Origin of the sequence: Photorhabdus noenieputensis (genome assembly GCF_018448935.1) — a bacterium.
In the GTDB taxonomy this organism is placed as follows: Bacteria; Pseudomonadota; Gammaproteobacteria; order Enterobacterales; family Enterobacteriaceae; genus Photorhabdus; species Photorhabdus noenieputensis.
This window is the reverse complement of record NZ_RCWC01000009.1, coordinates 78,622-95,531: the sequence shown is the minus strand read 5'-3', so window position 1 is coordinate 95,531 and position 16,910 is coordinate 78,622. Positions and strand designations below refer to the sequence as shown.

General features: G+C 41.7%; 18 protein-coding genes, 1 tRNA gene and 1 pseudogene. 8 read left to right on the top strand and 12 right to left on the bottom strand.

What is annotated here, in order from left to right; genetic code table 11:
- Positions 1-380: 380 nt before the first annotated feature.
- Entirely contained in the window at positions 381-980 is a 600-nt protein-coding gene (locus tag EAE91_RS09000; protein WP_214088192.1) for a GNAT family N-acetyltransferase, read from the top strand.
- A 55-nt stretch (positions 981-1,035) separates the two neighbouring features.
- On the opposite strand, the gene EAE91_RS08995 is transcribed toward EAE91_RS09000, so the two are convergent.
- The gene (locus tag EAE91_RS08995; protein WP_214088191.1) at positions 1,036-1,971 is read right to left on the bottom strand and encodes a VirK/YbjX family protein; all 936 of its coding nucleotides are present in this window, start codon (positions 1,969-1,971) and stop codon (positions 1,036-1,038) included.
- 567 nt (positions 1,972-2,538) lie between these two features.
- Between EAE91_RS08995 and idi the strand changes: the two genes are divergently transcribed.
- The gene (gene idi, locus EAE91_RS08990; protein WP_214088190.1) at positions 2,539-3,072 is read left to right on the top strand and encodes an isopentenyl-diphosphate Delta-isomerase; all 534 of its coding nucleotides are present in this window, start codon (positions 2,539-2,541) and stop codon (positions 3,070-3,072) included.
- Between the two features lie 135 nt (positions 3,073-3,207).
- A complete protein-coding gene (locus EAE91_RS08985) occupies positions 3,208-4,152 on the top strand; it encodes an SAM-dependent methyltransferase (protein ID WP_214088189.1) in 945 nt (314 codons plus the stop codon).
- A gap of 692 nt (positions 4,153-4,844) precedes the next feature.
- Here the strand turns inward: EAE91_RS08985 and EAE91_RS08980 are convergent.
- On the bottom strand, positions 4,845-5,018 hold the full coding sequence (locus EAE91_RS08980) for a hypothetical protein (protein WP_214088188.1): 174 nt from the start codon (positions 5,016-5,018) through the stop codon (positions 4,845-4,847).
- On the opposite strand from EAE91_RS08980, the gene dinQ reads away from it, so the two are divergent.
- Entirely contained in the window at positions 5,002-5,073 is a 72-nt protein-coding gene (dinQ, locus tag EAE91_RS24960; RefSeq protein WP_376744746.1) for a damage-inducible type I toxin DinQ, read from the top strand. The genes EAE91_RS08980 and dinQ overlap by 17 nt on opposite strands.
- Positions 5,074-5,638: 565 nt before the next feature.
- Here dinQ and EAE91_RS08975 read toward each other — a convergent pair.
- Positions 5,639-5,823: pseudogene (locus EAE91_RS08975) on the bottom strand (helix-turn-helix domain-containing protein).
- Between the two features lie 170 nt (positions 5,824-5,993).
- Between EAE91_RS08975 and EAE91_RS08970 the strand changes: the two are divergent.
- Positions 5,994-6,197 carry a hypothetical protein gene (locus EAE91_RS08970; protein ID WP_244868745.1) on the top strand — a complete coding sequence of 68 codons (204 nt, stop codon included), beginning with the start codon at positions 5,994-5,996 and terminating at the stop codon, positions 6,195-6,197.
- A 153-nt stretch (positions 6,198-6,350) separates the two neighbouring features.
- Here EAE91_RS08970 and nadS read toward each other — a convergent pair whose 3' ends face one another.
- From nadS to EAE91_RS24570, 7 genes are all read right to left on the bottom strand, one after another.
- Entirely contained in the window at positions 6,351-6,647 is a 297-nt protein-coding gene (gene nadS / locus EAE91_RS08965) for a NadS family protein (protein WP_113044380.1), read from the bottom strand.
- 47 nt (positions 6,648-6,694) lie between these two features.
- On the bottom strand, positions 6,695-7,018 hold the full coding sequence (locus EAE91_RS08960) for a type II toxin-antitoxin system RelE/ParE family toxin (RefSeq protein WP_214088187.1): 324 nt from the start codon (positions 7,016-7,018) through the stop codon (positions 6,695-6,697).
- A gap of 435 nt (positions 7,019-7,453) precedes the next feature.
- Positions 7,454-7,530: transfer RNA gene (locus EAE91_RS08955), tRNA-Ile, on the bottom strand.
- 467 nt (positions 7,531-7,997) lie between these two features.
- The gene (gene rpoD, locus EAE91_RS08950; RefSeq protein ID WP_214088186.1) at positions 7,998-9,842 is read right to left on the bottom strand and encodes an RNA polymerase sigma factor RpoD; all 1,845 of its coding nucleotides are present in this window, start codon (positions 9,840-9,842) and stop codon (positions 7,998-8,000) included.
- A 170-nt stretch (positions 9,843-10,012) separates the two neighbouring features.
- Complete coding sequence (gene dnaG, locus EAE91_RS08945; RefSeq protein WP_214088185.1) at positions 10,013-11,758, bottom strand: DNA primase; 1,746 nt, start codon at positions 11,756-11,758, stop codon at positions 10,013-10,015.
- 120 nt (positions 11,759-11,878) lie between these two features.
- Positions 11,879-12,094 carry a 30S ribosomal protein S21 gene (gene rpsU, locus EAE91_RS08940; protein WP_001144069.1) on the bottom strand — a complete coding sequence of 72 codons (216 nt, stop codon included), beginning with the start codon at positions 12,092-12,094 and terminating at the stop codon, positions 11,879-11,881.
- Positions 12,095-12,106: 12 nt separating this feature from the next.
- Positions 12,107-12,238 (bottom strand): hypothetical protein, encoded by a 132-nt coding sequence (locus tag EAE91_RS24570; RefSeq protein ID WP_280520275.1) that lies wholly within the window; start codon positions 12,236-12,238, stop codon positions 12,107-12,109.
- Positions 12,239-12,388: 150 nt separating this feature from the next.
- On the opposite strand from EAE91_RS24570, the gene tsaD reads away from it, so the two are divergent.
- Positions 12,389-13,402 (top strand): tRNA (adenosine(37)-N6)-threonylcarbamoyltransferase complex transferase subunit TsaD, encoded by a 1,014-nt coding sequence (gene tsaD / locus EAE91_RS08935; RefSeq protein ID WP_214088184.1) that lies wholly within the window; start codon positions 12,389-12,391, stop codon positions 13,400-13,402.
- A 69-nt stretch (positions 13,403-13,471) separates the two neighbouring features.
- On the opposite strand, the gene plsY is transcribed toward tsaD, so the two are convergent.
- Positions 13,472-14,119 (bottom strand): glycerol-3-phosphate 1-O-acyltransferase PlsY, encoded by a 648-nt coding sequence (gene plsY, locus EAE91_RS08930; RefSeq protein ID WP_214088183.1) that lies wholly within the window; start codon positions 14,117-14,119, stop codon positions 13,472-13,474.
- Positions 14,120-14,225: 106 nt separating this feature from the next.
- Here plsY and folB point away from each other — a divergent pair, with 106 nt between their 5' ends.
- Together folB and bacA are read left to right on the top strand one after the other, a co-directional pair.
- A complete protein-coding gene (gene folB / locus EAE91_RS08925; protein WP_214088225.1) occupies positions 14,226-14,576 on the top strand; it encodes a bifunctional dihydroneopterin aldolase/7,8-dihydroneopterin epimerase in 351 nt (116 codons plus the stop codon).
- A 176-nt stretch (positions 14,577-14,752) separates the two neighbouring features.
- Complete coding sequence (gene bacA, locus EAE91_RS08920) at positions 14,753-15,571, top strand: undecaprenyl-diphosphate phosphatase (protein ID WP_214053630.1); 819 nt, start codon at positions 14,753-14,755, stop codon at positions 15,569-15,571.
- Positions 15,572-15,635: 64 nt separating this feature from the next.
- On the opposite strand, the gene EAE91_RS08915 is transcribed toward bacA, so the two are convergent.
- Entirely contained in the window at positions 15,636-16,901 is a 1,266-nt protein-coding gene (locus EAE91_RS08915) for a multifunctional CCA addition/repair protein (protein ID WP_214088182.1), read from the bottom strand.
- Positions 16,902-16,910 lie beyond the last annotated feature (9 nt).

The window sequence follows — 16,910 nt, the reverse complement described above, 5'->3', positions numbered from 1 at the left end:
CAACGAATTATACAAGTAGCATCCGCATGGTGAATGATAATGTGTCGTGAATGGCCCCGTGATAGAAGGAGAAATAAGAAGTTTCCCCACTGCTAGTTGGAGGTTTAATCAGCTCATTCAGTTTTTCATGTTATACCATGATGGAAATGTGTACAGTATGAATATGGTTACCGTTGGATGTGCCAAGCTACGATTGGGTTTGTACGATAGTACGTGTATTTAGTATTTTTTTCTGAATGATGTGGTAGTCATTTAAGATGTTAAAAGTGTGAAGTTTGCTTTAATAGGGGATTGATTTTTCATATAAGTTATTTATTAACTTGATTCTGGAATAGGGGGAGTTCTTCTATTCTGACTTAATTTATAACTCAGAGGTTATTATGAAAAAACGGATGACTGAATGGGTAACTTTGGCAGGAAAAGGGGTGACTTTAGAGCCTCTGACACACCAACGGCATGATGAGTTTTTACAGGCAATTGAAGAGGGTGAGCTGCATAAATTGTGGTACACCAGTGTTCCTTCGCCGGCTGAGCTAGGTAACGAGATTGAACGCCATTTATTGCTACATGAAAAAGGTACTATGCTGCCTTTTGCTATTGTTGATCATCGAACAGGTAAAGCGGTTGGAATGACCACGTATATGAATATTGATTCTGGTGCCTGCCGGTTGGAAATCGGTCATACCTGGTATGCGCGCTCTGTTCAGCGGACACATATTAATACGGAAGCAAAATATCTCTTATTGAAATACGCTTTTGAAGAATTGGGATGTATCGCAGTGGAGTTTCGCACTCATTTTTTTAATCACCAAAGTCGGAAAGCGATAGAGCGACTGGGCGCAAAACTTGATGGGATTCTGCGGAGTCATGCTGTATCTAAAGAGGGCAGTATCAGGGATACTTGTGTTTACAGCATTATCAGTTGTGAATGGCCTGCGGTTAAAATGCATCTTGAATGGCAGATGGTTAAACCGAGGTAAGAGTTATCTCGAAATTAGGCCGTCCTCTGTGAAAGGTAGCGGCCTGATATCTGATTTAATTTGAAGGTAGAGAATGCCGCATGCCATTATCCAGTTCATCTAGTAATTGATAACGGCGACGATATTCTGCCCGCTTCTTACTGGCTATATCTTCAAGAGGTTTTCTTTCAATAGATAATGGCAGGTGGAAATCTTTATTTTTTCCCTTTGATCCACCTAATGATTCCCAGAAAGAATCGTAATCAGCGACTAATTTGTCTTTCTTTTTATGCCAATAGCGTAGGCTTTTATAGATGTGGGTATCATTGCTGGCTGCCAGAATTTGTTGACATCCAAAATAGGCAGCAAAACGGCAAATAGATTCAAGCAGTAAGCGTTTTGGAAATAATCCGAAACAATCTTTTGTTGCATCGCGGATAATTTCAAGGGTTGCGTCGCCTTTGGAGCCTTGCAGCCCACCGATGAACAGTGTTTTTTTACCGGCAATAGTGAGTAATGTGAAAGCACATCTTGCCAAAGTTTTATTATCTTCTGTTGCAATAAATAGAGTAAGCTCACCTTCTTTATTAAAACAGTCCATAGAATCTAAAGCAATAGTATATGTTCCACTCTTACCATTGATAACCGCTAATGGATATGCATTGGAACGAAATATTTTATTAACAATAGATTGATTCAAACCAGCAAACAGTAGCTGGTAATGTTCATTTATTGCACGTAACGTCTGCCCTCTGTTGAAGTTTATGCTTAGATAGGGGCGATGTAGTTTAGAAGGTAAACAAGGTTGTTTCTTCAAAATATCCAGATAAAACGGTGTATTAACTATCTGGTTTAACAGTTTTAACGTCGATATTGGCATCAGAGCGCTGCGTAAAGCAAATTTAGTGCGATTCTGTGCAGAATACCAATGGGGACTCGGGCTGATTTTTTTTCCGACTAAATCTGTGAACAGTCGGATTCCTGAACTGGCAGGTTGATACATATATTCCATTTCTTTATCTAGCAAAAATACGGGAGGAAAGATGAATTGCAAGTGACGAGTATACTTCCCTAATATTAAACAAAACTTCAACGGATGTTTATTTTTGTTTTTTTAAGGTAAAAAATCAACAATTGTTTAATGATTGTTTAGTTATTGAGGGGATTTTTTCTTGTTTGTTTATTATTCGTTTAGTTTTCTGTGATGTTTTTTGTTGTAAAAGTACACTCAACAAGGTGAGAGAAACAGCTATCACTTTGGTGTGATACCCGAAGTTATGATTTGTAACAAATTTAGCAGGTGAGTATTGATGGTAAATGATTAATATTGAATATATTATTTTTTGAATCCGTTTAATTAAAACATTAATGATTATTCTATTAATTTATTTTATTTTTGCATTAATGTCAGAATAGAATGGATGAAATATTTTTATTTTGTGATTTATATCATATTGTTATGAAATGTTTTATTATTCTTGTAAAGTTAATTTAGTATTTGCAGAATATGGATTATGTTTTATTGTTAATTAAAGTTTATGATTTTATGCTATTCAATACACACAAAGGCTATTAATAAATGGATGAAATACTTGTTCTTGTTGATAAATATGATAATCCTATTGGTTCAGCCGGAAAAGCTGATATTCATCAGAAGGGTATGTTACATCGGGCCTTTTCTATCTTTATTTTTGATAATAAAGGAAACTTACTCCTACAGAAACGAGCTGCAACCAAATATCATTCAGCCGGACTTTGGACTAATAGCTGTTGTGGTCATCCTAGGGTTGGTGAAGTTCTGGAAGCCGCGGCACATCGGCGTCTTGGCGAAGAGATGGGTTTTGACTGTCCATTGAAAAAGGTTTCGTCATTTATTTATCACGCGATACTGCCTAATGATTTGATTGAATATGAATATGATCATGTTTTTATCGGGCGCTTTAATAAAGAACCGATAATTAACCCTGATGAGGTGTCCGATTATAAATGGGTTAATCTACTGAAATTGAGGGAGCTAATTAATAATGTTCCTGATGTGTATACGGTTTGGTTCAAAAAAGTCATTGATGGTCTTTCGTATCAAGATATTGAGGAGTGGCAAAGGCTGATCTGATAATAATGTAGTTTATTGGCAGCCACGACATTGAATTAATTAGATATGAATATTTCATTGATATTTACCAATACGCCGCAAATCCTGGCAAATTAAGGGTGCGACGCTTTTAAAAACCTTTAATAAGGAAAGCTCATGAGTAGCTTTAATAATGTGTTTTTCACTGATGTTGAGCCTGTCCTGCCCTATCACATCATCCGGGGGGAAACTACCAACGACTACGAAAGTAAAGTAGTTCAAACTTATTGCGAAGATCCAGAACTCTGGCGTAAGGTGATTGGTGATACGCTGTTATTCCAGTTTGGTGTTTACGATGATCCGGCTTCAAAGCCACCAATTTCATTGGATGAGTCAGGTATTCGTTATTTTGATCGTCAGTTGCTATTGGCTGGTTTGGAAACAAAGATCGAAAGGCCACCAATTCGGCGTATTTTGGATATGGGGTGCGGTTGGGGTTATATCCTGAAATATCTGGCTGAGCGTTTTTCTGAATGTAAACGTTTGGATGGCATAAATATCAGCGAGCAGCAGTTGCGATATTGTGCTAAGTTTCACGCACAATATGGACTTTCTGAACGTATTAATTTGTATCTGTGTAATGCACAGGATATTGATTACTTACCTGACCCGCAGGAGCCTTATGATCTGGCGATTATCCGCGGTGCTATTACACATTTTCCTAACTCGTTATATGAGAAAGCCATGTGTGCATTGTTCAAACGCATGAGCACGGGTGGTCAGGTGGTAGTTTCTGACAGCCTCTATAATGTGGCTTTGAATAGCTATCAATCGGATATTTCTGACACCATTGATCGTCTCGCTTGTGGTAATCGCAAAACGCCCGCTTATTTCAGACAAGTGTTGGAGGAAAGTGGCTTTATTATCAAAGATATGAGGGTATTGCCATCTAATATTGATGTTGTACATTGGCTGCTAGATATTAAGGCTAACATCGAACGAAATTTTCCTGAAGGTGTTAGTGACTCCTTTGAAGAGCTGCGCACAGTAACTGAAAGTTTATCGATTGCCTTGGTGAAAAATTATGTTTCAGTCTATAGTGTTATCGCACAAAAGCCATAGCAAGTAGCTTTGTTTTCTTAGTTGAAGGGTGGGGTTGCTAAGAAAATTTTTGTCGCCGTTTTGTTGTTATTAACCGTTAAAAATAAAATCTCTTTTACGGAGTAGCCTCATTTGATCGCACCAGCATTGATGACGCGAGAGAAATCGCCAACTGAAAAGTTTCCAATAAATTTCAGTTTTCGGGCTTACATATTTGTGGTTTGAGGGAAACCAGCAAATCAATGTCATGACCTTGATGTTAGAGAAGCTGGATGTGGTTAAAGCACTAGCGGAACAGACCGCTGCCCATACCTACCACAACACAGGTACGCCGGAACGCCAGCGTGATAAGGGGCATAGCTTATAAATTCGATGGATTGAAACAGAAGTATTCGCCTATGATTGGGTGAATATCGTCCATTTGTGTGAGGTTCTTTACGCTATGACATAGGTTGATAACACCTTTTTTAAGGTGTAGACTGATTATGTTAGCAGGAGAATGTCGCGCTAGAACCGAGGCTACCAATCTCGTATAGCACAAAGACAAACCGCCCTATCCAAGGGTTAAAATAAAAAACCAACTTCACCAGTTGGTTTTTTATTTTTATCTACTCATCATTTTAATTGATTGAATCATTTGAAAATAAACCTATAATCAACGGCTGTTAGTTTGGGGTAGCGTTCTGACCTGTGTATCTCTGACGCAAGTTTTCTTAAGTCCTGGCTGAGTACAGGTGGTGCTGATTCAGTGCCTCGGTCAGAGCGCGATATTCTCCTGCTAACACAGATGAGGGCCAGCCGGACAGGCAGCGTAAAGGCAATGGTTGGTTAAATCGTGCTCCTAACTGGAGCAAACGGGTGAAAGCATTTATTGACACTGCTATCATCGTTCTCAAAGTGTTAATCGCGCTTTTAGAGCTGATCCGTGCATTTCTGAAATAGATAACGGAAACGTAGCTAAGGCCATTGGGGTAACCTCCCGGTGGCCTTTAACATTTACCGCTTTTGAACAAGCAAGCCACTCTTGTTTAAGTGGCCCAATATATTGATATAACAGCTTAAATTTGGTCATCCCGACTGGACTTGAACCCGTGTTCAAGCGGTTATTGCTTCGGTAGTATGGGAGGATAGCCAACAGATTAGTGTAGTTTACCGCGAGTCATACACATAATAACATTGACTCCTTTTTAAATGTGGTATCAATCGACGCTATGGGTTCGTGTTCTGATGGTTTGAAACACATTATTGATTAATTATCTCGCCCGCAAAATATGCGGGCTGTTTTACATCTTCATAGAGCTATGAATACAATTCTGATATTAAAAGAATGGGCAATAAGTGTAATAAAAAACTGATAATTCAGCGTGTTATATTAGCTTAGTGGTTTAAAGGTTGTTGTTACTTTTTCGGATATAGAAATAACTTATGTGATATCAGAATTGTTTGGTAAATCATTTCGGACGGTTTGTTTGATAGGCTGCTTATTTTCGTCAAAATACCGGCTGGGCTATATTTCAGCAGGGGTGACACCAATTTCCTGAGCAATCAGTAATTCCCCTTTAGGCCAGGAACGCGTTAAAGCGTTTGCTAATGTTGAAGAGCTTAAACCGTGCTCTCTGGATAATGATGCCAGCGTTTTATTCTTCTTACGTATCGAGCGATAATATCGGCGGTATGCCAGTCTTTTTTCATATTCCTGCTTTCCTCTTTGGTGGTGGCGATTCAAACAGGGTTTGCAGACCGGCGTTCATTTCAGGCAAGGTGTTAACCTCCCTTGCCTGAACCATCTGACTCAAGAATCAAATAAATACCTTAGTGACGGCTTGTCTCGTTGCACTTATGACGAAATAAATGAACTTATGATGAAAACGGCACTACACCGCACCCGCCTGCACGTTTTGGATCAAAAAATTTTTTCAGTTTTAAAATCCTATAAGGTAAACAGCCAAACCGTGCCAGCATTGGCGGAGTGGGAGAAATCACAAACTGAAATGATTGAAAAGATTTTCAGGAAATTTCAGTTTTTGGATCAAAAGAGGATCACAAAGATAATTACAATACAATGATATTAAAGGAAAAATTCTATTTTACGTGAAAAAGAAGATCACGAAAGGAAGCCGTGCTTTATCATAGAAATCAGATAGAGCGCGGCTTTACAGGATATACAGAACTGAAATTATTTTATCCTTTTGCATTACGACAAGGAGAAAGTGAAAGTATTAAAGTGTGCTTAATTCATTAATAAGCGCAGGATTACGTTCAAGCATCTTAAGTAGTTTCAGTGATGAACCAGAAGGAATGCGGCGGTGCTGTTCCCAGCTTTGAATCAGAGATGCAGAAACGCCAACAGCTTCGGCAAATTCACTTTGTTTTAAGCCAAAGGTTTCACGTAAGTTTTTTACATCAGGCAGGCGATGGTAATGGATATTTTCATCAGAAACAGAAAGTTCGCCTTTTTCAATTGCTACCATCTGATTCATGCTTTCAACCAGATCGTTAAAAAGTTTTTTGTCCATAGTCTCTCCTGTTGTATGAACATTGCCGCGTATCTGCGCGGTGTTAATTACTGTAATTTGTTACTGATGGCTTTAAGTATCTCTTTTTCTTTTGGAGTTAAGTCATCTTTTTTATTTTTAGGATAAATCAAAAGGGGATAGAGCCTCCCAGTTTTGGTTATGGCATAGTAGATAATTCTTACTCCGCCACGTTTTCCTATCCTTTCTCGCTGCCAACGAATCTTTTTACATCCTCCAGTAGCGCTGATGGTACTACCCTGCTCGTGATTCTTTAGTAAGTGCTCCTGTAATAGCCTAAATTCATCATCGGTTAACAGTTCTGCTCGTTCTCTACTAAATACGGGAGTTTCGATAAAAACCAGATATTCCATAAAAAACATCCGTGCCTATATATGGAAACATGATATTCGTACATGGTACGATAGTCAAGATCAAATCGTACTGGAGACTAGATCTTAATGCACATAGAAAATTGTAGTTGATCTTATTAAGGCAATTCATTACAGCTTGTCGCACGAAGTGTTAAAACCTCAATTGCAACTCTATTCGGTGTCCAGAATAAGCTTTTAAAGTTGATTTATGCTTCTCGCATTATCTTTAAGAGGAAGCAGGGATAAGGGTGGAAAAAGTGATAATGTTAACAAGGTTGATAAATAGCCTAACTCCTGCTCAGAAATTGAAGCTGGCTAGTATGTTTTCATCTAGGCAATGGTTTTATGAAAAAATCTTTGTCGCCACTGACTACCAGAAACAAAAAAGCCACTCTTGTTTGAGTGGCCTAATGTACTGATTTAACAGCTAAAATCTGGTGGCCCCTACTGGACTTGAACCAGTGACCAAGCGATTATGAGTCGCCTGCTCTGACCAACTGAGCTAAGGGGCCGTTGGATGGAAGGGATTATACGTACAGTTTTGCTCGCGGTCTAGCTTTGTAAATTCGTATGATCATTTTATGTGCAAAATCGTGTTTTTAATAAGTCGTGAAAATGGGGAGTGATATATATTAGTTGTTTTTATGGCCTATTTAACGTTTTTATCTATCACTGCATTAATTTTTCAGAAGCGATTTTGCGTTATCTGGTCATATTATTATTCTGATGAAAATCTATCTTATGAGCGATTATTTGAATGACAACTATATCCCTTACATTCCTCTTTAATCACCAAATGGAAATCGATTTTTTTATCTATCGGCTGGAGAGAATGTTAATTGAGTGATATCAGGGTAGTCTGTGATGATATTTCTGCATAAATACCATATTGTCAGAGGGGTTAGAGTATCTTCGATATAAAAGACAAAAGCGTCTACCGAAGCAGACGCTTTTTAGTCAGAATGAATAAAATTTCTGATTATTCATCAAGGAAGCTACGTAGAACTTCAGAACGGCTTGGGTGACGCAGTTTACGTAGTGCTTTCGCCTCGATCTGGCGAATACGTTCACGGGTAACGTCAAACTGTTTACCGACTTCTTCCAACGTATGATCAGTATTCATATCAATACCAAAACGCATACGCAGTACTTTTGCTTCACGCGCGGTCAGGCCCGCTAAAACATCGTGGGTTGCTGAACGCAGGCTCTCTGAGGTTGCAGAATCCAGCGGTAGTTCCAGCGTTGTATCTTCAATGAAATCACCTAAATGTGAATCTTCATCATCACCGATTGGCGTTTCCATTGAGATAGGTTCTTTGGCAATTTTCAGTACCTTACGGATTTTATCTTCCGGCATCAACATACGTTCTGCCAGCTCTTCCGGCGTTGGTTCACGTCCCATTTCCTGCAACATTTGACGGGAAATTCGATTGAGTTTGTTGATTGTCTCAATCATATGAACGGGTATACGAATGGTACGAGCTTGGTCGGCAATTGAACGTGTAATTGCCTGACGTATCCACCATGTGGCGTAAGTTGAGAACTTATAACCACGGCGATATTCAAATTTATCAACCGCTTTCATCAGGCCAATGTTGCCTTCTTGAATCAGATCCAAGAATTGCAGGCCACGGTTGGTATATTTTTTGGCAATTGAAATAACCAAACGTAAGTTGGCTTCAACCATCTCTTTTTTCGCTCGGCGGGCTTTTGCTTCACCGATGGACATACGACGGTTGATATCTTTTACCTGTTCAATGGTTAAACCAGTTTCTTCCTCAATCTGACGAAGTTTTTGCAGGCTGCGCTGTACTTCTTCTTCCACCTCAAGTAGTTTTTCAGACCACGGTTTGTTCATTGCTTTTGCAGCAGTAAACCAAATGTCGCTGGTTTCATTACCGGAGAACAAAGTGATGAAGTTCTTCTTCGGCATTTTGCACTGCTCAACACACATTTTCATGATCTGGCGTTCTTGAAGACGAACGCGATCCATCATAGAACGCATGTTATTGACCAGATAGTCAAACTGCTTTGGTACCAGACGGAACTGTTTGAAAACTTCTGAAAGTTTTAAAATCTCAGCCGCAGTACTTGGATGGCTGCGACCGTTTTCCTTAATTTCCTGACGGGTGATGTCATACTGTTGTCGCAGTTCTTGGAATTTCTGGCGCGCTAATTCTGGATCGATGCTGTTGTCATCATCACTATCGTCATCACTGTCTTCATCATCGTCGTCTTCATCATCATCAAGTTCTTCCTGTGGAAGCTCAGAACCAACGTGAGTGGCAGTAGGCGCAAGCTCTTCTTCTGCGTTTGGGTCAACGAAACCGGTGATGAGATCTGACAGGCGAGCCTCACCTGCTTCCACTCGGTCATATTGTTCCAGTAAATAGGTGATTGCTTCAGGGTATTCAGCAACGGAGCACTGTACCTGATTGATGCCATCTTCAATGCGTTTAGCAATGTCAATTTCACCTTCCCGGGTCAATAACTCAACGGTTCCCATTTCACGCATGTACATACGTACCGGGTCGGTGGTGCGACCGATTTCAGATTCAACACTAGACAGGACTTGCGCAGCAGCTTCCACAGCGTCTTCATCTGTGTCGTTAGCGGTTTCTGCTAGCATCAGATCATCGGCATCAGGTGCTTCTTCCATTACCTGAATGCCCATGTCATTGATCATCTGGATGATATCTTCGATCTGATCGGAATCGACGATATCTTCCGGCAGATGGTCATTGACCTCAGCATAGGTCAGATAGCCTTGCTCCTTACCACGGGTGACAAGTAGCTTTAGCTGTGACTGCGGGTTTTGCTCCATAAGACGGTATCCACACTTCAGAGTATTTGGGTTGGTGTCGGTCGGCGAAACTAATCTGCCAACAATAACTTTTAAGGGCGTTTTCGTTATATTGCCGCTGCCCACTTATAGCGGCAAAATGTAGGGTTATTTCCCTACCTAATGCGGCACTTAAGCCGTGAATTCAGTGTTTACTTTCTGGCACGGGATTCATTAATCAAGCGAACTTCTTCGCGCTCTTCCGGTGTCAGGCCTTCAGTTCTTGCCCTGGCGATAAGAATGTCTAAACGTTCTTCTAACGCTGAATCAACGAGATGATCCAATGCGTCACGAAATGTATTTTCTGCTATTTCTTCTACTTGTATATCGTTCCATGCAGCTAATTTTTCAAGTTGTTTACTAAATTTATTATCACGATATTGTTCTAGCAGTTGTCCAGTTGTCAGCCCTGGCTGAGTAAGACAAACCTCCACAAGCTCCATAAATAATGGTAAGCCTGCGATTTTGGCCTGCATAATTCCCTGTAGGGGGGGAACTAAAGCGGCTAAGTGTGGGTTTTGTACCAACAGTCCTATAAGTATACGCATAGTTGTCGGTTTTAGCTGCGGCATCTGATAATTATTCCCACTTTCCAGACGCTGCGGTAATAAACGTTCCAACTGTACTGCATCAGGAATGCCTATCATATTGCCAAGTTCTTGTCTCATATAGAGACGCAAAGTTTCCCCAGGGATCTGGTTAATCAATGGTACAGAAAGCGAACTGAGTTTTGTTTTTCCTTCAGGATTACTCAGGTCGACTTGTGGCAGTAATGATTCAAACAGAAATTCAGACAATGTATGAGATTGTTCCATTCTTTGTTCAAATGCTTCTCGGCCTTCCTTACGGACTAGTGAATCAGGATCTTCTCCATCAGGCAAAAACATAAAACGTAACTGCCTACCATCATTCAGATAAGGTAGCGCGGTTTCTAATGCTCGCCATGCCGCATCACGCCCGGCTCTGTCGCCATCGTAACAGCAGATGACGTTATCAGTAGTGCGGAAAAGTAATTGAATATGTTCCGATGTTGTGGAAGTACCTAGCGAGGCAACAGCATAACCAATACCAAACTGCGCCAGTGCTACCACGTCCATATAACCTTCAACCACTAATAACCGTGAAAGGTCACTGTAATTTTGTTGCGCTTCATAGAGGCCGTATAGCTGACGGCCTTTATGGAAAATTTCGGTCTCTGGTGAGTTGAGGTATTTTGGGAGTGCATTTCCCAAAACACGTCCACCAAATGCAATCACGCGCCCTCTACGATCACGGATTGGAAACATTATTCGTTCGCGGAAGCGGTCATACGTGTAGCCATTGTCGTTCGCGACCAGCATTCCGGCGTCATTTAATTGTCGATGTTCTTCCGCATTATGAGCAAACCGTTCCAAGGTGTTACCCCAACCAGCGGGAGCGAAACCAATCGAGAAACGGTGGATAATTTCTTCACTAAGCCCACGCTGAGCCAGATATTGCCGGGCTTGTTGTGCAGCGGGGGTGTTTAATACATTTTGATAGAAGCTGTTAAGCTTATCCATCAGTTGATAAAGGTTTTGTCTTTGGTGACGTTCTATCTGACTGCTACTGGAACCCGCTTCATAAGGGACTTCCAGACCATGCATGGCAGCTAATTCTTCAATGGATTCGACAAACTCAAGTCTGTCGTAATTCATCAGAAAATCGATGGCGTTGCCGTGAGCTCCGCAACCAAAGCAATGATAAAACTGTTTATCGCCATTAACAGTAAACGAGGGTGTCTTTTCATTATGAAATGGACAGCACGCGTGGTGATTTTTACCCTGTTTTTTAAGTGGCACACGAACATCGATCAGATCGATGATATCGGTACGAGCTAATAAATCATTGATAAATGCGCGCGGAATTCGTCCAGCCATAAGCCCTTTTACGCCTGTTGATGAACGACAATAAGCCGCGCTCCCTTTCGGAAAGCACGGCCTTTATCTGCAACTACTGTTGTCTGCAAATTCAATCACTATGCGGATCAACCGCAAGGATTAGTACAGACGAGTGCGGCGTGCGTTTTCACGAGCCAGCTTCTTAGCGTGACGTTTTACAGCAGAAGCTTTAGCGCGTTTACGTTCAGTCGTTGGTTTTTCATAGAATTCACGACGGCGAACTTCTGCTAATACACCTGCTTTTTCGCAGGAACGCTTAAAGCGACGCAATGCTACGTCGAATGGCTCGTTTTCACGTACTTTAATTACCGGCATGTGCCTCTCACCTCAATAGAAATCGGTCTTGCTGGCGTGGGATGCCAGCCATCTTAAAATGGTGCGGAATTTTACTTCAATGAACACGGCTTTGTAAAGCACCGCCGCAAATTGAAACAACAACATCACGGCGGTGATTTGCAAATCAGTTCCGTAATATTGACGATAACCACACAGGAGTTTTACGTAGAGGGCTGATTATAGACTAAGCAGCAAAAATAGTCAGCATGTAAGCCGCGCAAATTATCTTATTAATGATAAACTGGCTCTCTTCTGTGGAATATAGGTAGTGTAATGCGAGTTTTAGGTATAGAAACGTCCTGCGATGAAACCGGGATCGCAATTTATGACGACAAAGCCGGTTTATTGGCAAATCAATTATACAGTCAGATTAAACTGCATGCTGATTACGGTGGTGTCGTGCCTGAATTGGCTTCACGTGACCATATCCGCAAAACAGTACCCTTGATTCAAGCTGCTTTGAAAGAGGCAGGATTAACCCGTAAAGATATTGATGCGGTGGCTTATACGGCAGGCCCTGGTCTGGTTGGGGCATTGTTGGTGGGGGCGACGATTGGCCGTTCTCTGGCGTTTGCTTGGGATGTTCCTGCGATTCCTGTTCATCATATGGAAGGGCATTTACTGGCTCCGATGTTGGAAGATAACAGCCCTGAATTCCCATTTGTGGCGTTGTTGGTATCTGGTGGTCATACACAGCTCATTAGTGTAACGGGTATTGGTGAGTATGAGCTGCTTGGTGAATCAATAGATGATGCCGCCGGTGAAGCATTTGATAAAACAGCTAAGCTACTGGGGTTGGATTATCCTGGAGGGCCGATACTCTCTAGGATGGCTCAAAAAGGAGAAGCTGGGCGTTTTGTGTTTCCTCGCCCGATGACAGATCGTCCTGGGCTGGATTTTAGTTTTTCAGGATTGAAAACTTTTGCTGCTAATACTATTCATAGCAATAGCAATGATGAGCAGACTAGAGCGGATATTGCCCGAGCTTTTGAAGATGCGGTTGTTGATACATTAGCGATTAAATGTAAAAGAGCGCTTGAGCAGACCGGATTCAAACGACTGGTAATGGCAGGTGGTGTCAGCGCCAATCGTACATTGCGCACCAAGATGGAAGAGGTCATGGCAAAATTGGGTGGCGAAGTATTTTATGCGCGTCCTGAATTCTGTACAGATAACGGTGCCATGATTGCGCTTGCCGGTATGATCCGTCTAAAAGGAGAGGTGAGTGATTCACTTGGTGTGACAGTCAAAGCCCGCTGGCCATTGTCGGAATTACCCGCATTATAAGTCTTCAAATAAAAGACCAGTAACTCAATGAGTTGCTGGTTTTTATCCGATTCTGTTGTTGATCTTCTTTTATCTTTGCTCTTTTTCTGTTTGGTTTTTTTCTTTTTCGGTCATCTCTTTTTTCTTTTTGAGCTTGTTCCAAATACGACTTTCTTGGCCGCGCCACAGACGCTGGATATTATCATGGTGACGCAGTAACACCAGACAGCAGAGCATGGCGACGGGGAAAGTAAATTCAGGTTTAAACCACCAGACATAGAACGGTGCTATCAAGGCACTAATAATTGCCCCTAAAGAGGAATAGCCGCTTAGTAATATAGTTAGCAGCCAGGTACCCATCATCAAACCTGTTAGATCCCAACCGATTACTGCGATAGCGCCAAAAGCGGTTGCGACACCTTTACCGCCTTTAAATTGGAAAAAGATCGGGTAAATATGACCGAGACAAGCCGCTATTGCTGTAATTCCTAGATAGAACGGGGGAACATAGAGTTGATAAGCCAACCAGACGGGGATCATCCCTTTCAGAACATCACAAATTAGTACTATTGCCGCGGTACTGCGGCCACCAATTCGCAGTACATTTGTCGCGCCTGGGTTGCCTGAGCCATGTTGACGAGGATCAGGTAACCCAGCCAGACGACAAATAAGTATTGCGCTGGAGATTGAACCGCAGAGATACGCGAAGATGATCATGCCAAGCGCGATAGCACTCATAATGTCTCCCCAATAATAATGATCGTTTTCTTAGTCTAGTCATGGATAATACGCATATTTAGTCGGAAGTGGTATCCGACAAATTGAAAAACAGGAAAATGACGTGATGGATATCGTATTTATTGAGGAGTTAGTCGTTATTACCACAATTGGTGTTTACGACTGGGAACAGACCATTAAACAGAAGTTAGTGTTCGATATCGAAATGGGATGGGATAATAAACGTGCATCATCCAGTGATGATGTCGAATATTGTCTGGATTATGCCAAAGTTAGCGAAGCAATCATCAATCATGTAGAAAATCAGAATTTTGCTCTGGTTGAAAGAGTGGCTGAAGAGGTAGCGGATCTGCTGTTAAAACGTTTTAATTCGCCGTGGGTACGGATAAAAGTCAGTAAACCAGGTGCTGTCGCGCAGGCTCGTCAAGTGGGTGTTATTATTGAAAGAAAAAAATAATCTGATCAGTAGTGAATTTGGCTGCCATATTATTGTCATTGTTCTTACATAGACTGGCATGCAGTGGTGCCAGGCTTGATAATTATGTCAATTGATTAATGACAATGGGAATAATGGTAGCTGAGTTTATTCCATGCTACTTGTTTCGGATATTTATTAATGGGCGACTTTTCTATATGACTGACCTTTCTACCTTGTTTCATGCAGCTATTCTTGGTGTTGTTGAAGGGCTAACTGAATTTCTTCCTGTTTCCTCTACCGGCCATATGATTATCGTTGGCCATATGTTGGGATTTACTGGCGATAAAGCTGAAACATTTGAAGTTATTATCCAACTTGGATCTATCCTTGCGGTGGTGGTGGTGTTTTGGCGTCGCTTGTTTGGACTCATTGGTATCCACTTTGGTGAAGTTCCCCACGAAGGTAAAACCAATGGCAAACTGAAACTGAGTCATATTATTTTAGCAATGCTACCTGCGGTGACGCTTGGGCTGCTGTTTCACGATGTCATTAAATCGCTGTTTAACCCACAAAGCGTGATGTACGCCTTGGTTATTGGTGGTGTGTTGCTGATTACAGCAGAAATCTTGAAACCTAAAACACCGAGAGCAGAAGGGCTGGATGATATTACTTATCGTCAGGCTTTTATGATTGGCTGTTTTCAGTGTCTGGCGTTGTGGCCGGGATTTTCCCGTTCAGGCGCGACAATCTCTGGTGGAATGCTGATGGGGGTTAATCGTTATACTGCATCAGAATTCTCGTTTATTCTGGCTGTACCGATGATGATGGGGGCAAGTGGATTAGATTTATATAAGAGCCTGCATTTTTTGAGTGCTGCTGATATCCCAATGTTTGCTGTCGGTTTTATTACGGCATTTGTTGTCGCGTTAGTCGCCATTAAAACTTTTCTGGCATTGATTAAGCGTATATCTTTTATCCCATTTGCTATCTACCGCTTTATTGTGGCAGCCGCTGTTTACTGGGTATTTATGTAGCGAATGGTTCCCCTGATATCAATTTAATTCGAAGATTGCTCAATGTTTGATATCAGGGGAGGTTTCAGGTAACAGTATTGTCTTGAACGGTATTGTCTTGAACAGTATGGTCTTGTTGTTTCCATTCCGCTAATGCGTGCTGACGTTGACGTCGTAACTCATGACCAATGTCAGCACCAAGTAACCCACTGTCTACAATATTTTTTACTTGAACCTGGCTGGCAATTTTGAAAGCCTGTCGCAGATAATCACCTTGTGGATATGGCGTATTTTCAAAGCCGGTACGACCCCGAGCATCGGCTTCACTGATGATAATCAATTGTTCTATTCGCTGAGGTTTACGCCATGCATCAATGGCATCAAACAACTTAAGTAATGTTTTTGGCCGCAATTGAGCGACGGTATGCACTAAATCATGATACTGAGCAGCTAGTTTTGCCAAATCACGGGCAAAATTAGGAACGTGCAGACGTTGGCACAATTGATCAACTAACTTAACACCTGCTGGCCCATGTCCATAATGGTGAGGCCACTGTTCTGGCGGAGTCAGCCCTTTACCAAGATCATGGCATAGAGCAGCAAAACGGCTATCGACTTCATCTGTTAATTCAGTCGCTACTTTCAGCACCATTAACGTATGAATGCCGGTATCAATCTCAGGATGCCACTTCTCTGGTGCGGGAACGCCAAACAAATTATCGATTTCAGGAAACAACACCGCTAATGCGTCACAATCACGTAAAACCTGAAAAAAGATTTGAGGAGAATGGGTGGCAAGCGCTTTTTCGGTCTCTTTCCAGACACGTTCTGGTGTGAGTGCTGATAGTTCGCCGTTAATTGCCATATTTGACATTAATGCCTGTGTTTCTGGCGCGATAGTAAACCCTAAATGGGCGAAACGAGCGGCAAAACGAGCCACTCGTAATACCCTTAGCGGATCTTCAAAGAAAGCATCAGAAACATGGCGTAGGATACGATTGTTTAAGTCATCGACACCATGATAAGGATCGACAAGTTCACCTGTAGGTGTTTGAGCAATCGCGTTAATTGTCAAATCACGGCGCTGCAAATCGTCTGCCAGTGTGACATCTGGCGCAGCATGGCAAGTAAAACCAGTATATCCCTGGCCGGATTTTCTCTCGGTGCGTGCCAGTGCATACTCTTCGTGGGTTTTGGGATGCAGGAACACCGGAAAATCTTTGCCAACTTGCTGATATCCTTGGGATAACAGTTCTTCTGGCGTTCCGCCCACAACAACCCAATCCCGCTCGTTTACAGGAAAATTTAGCAGGCGATCACGTACTGCGCCGCCAACCAGATAGACTTTCACCTAATATGT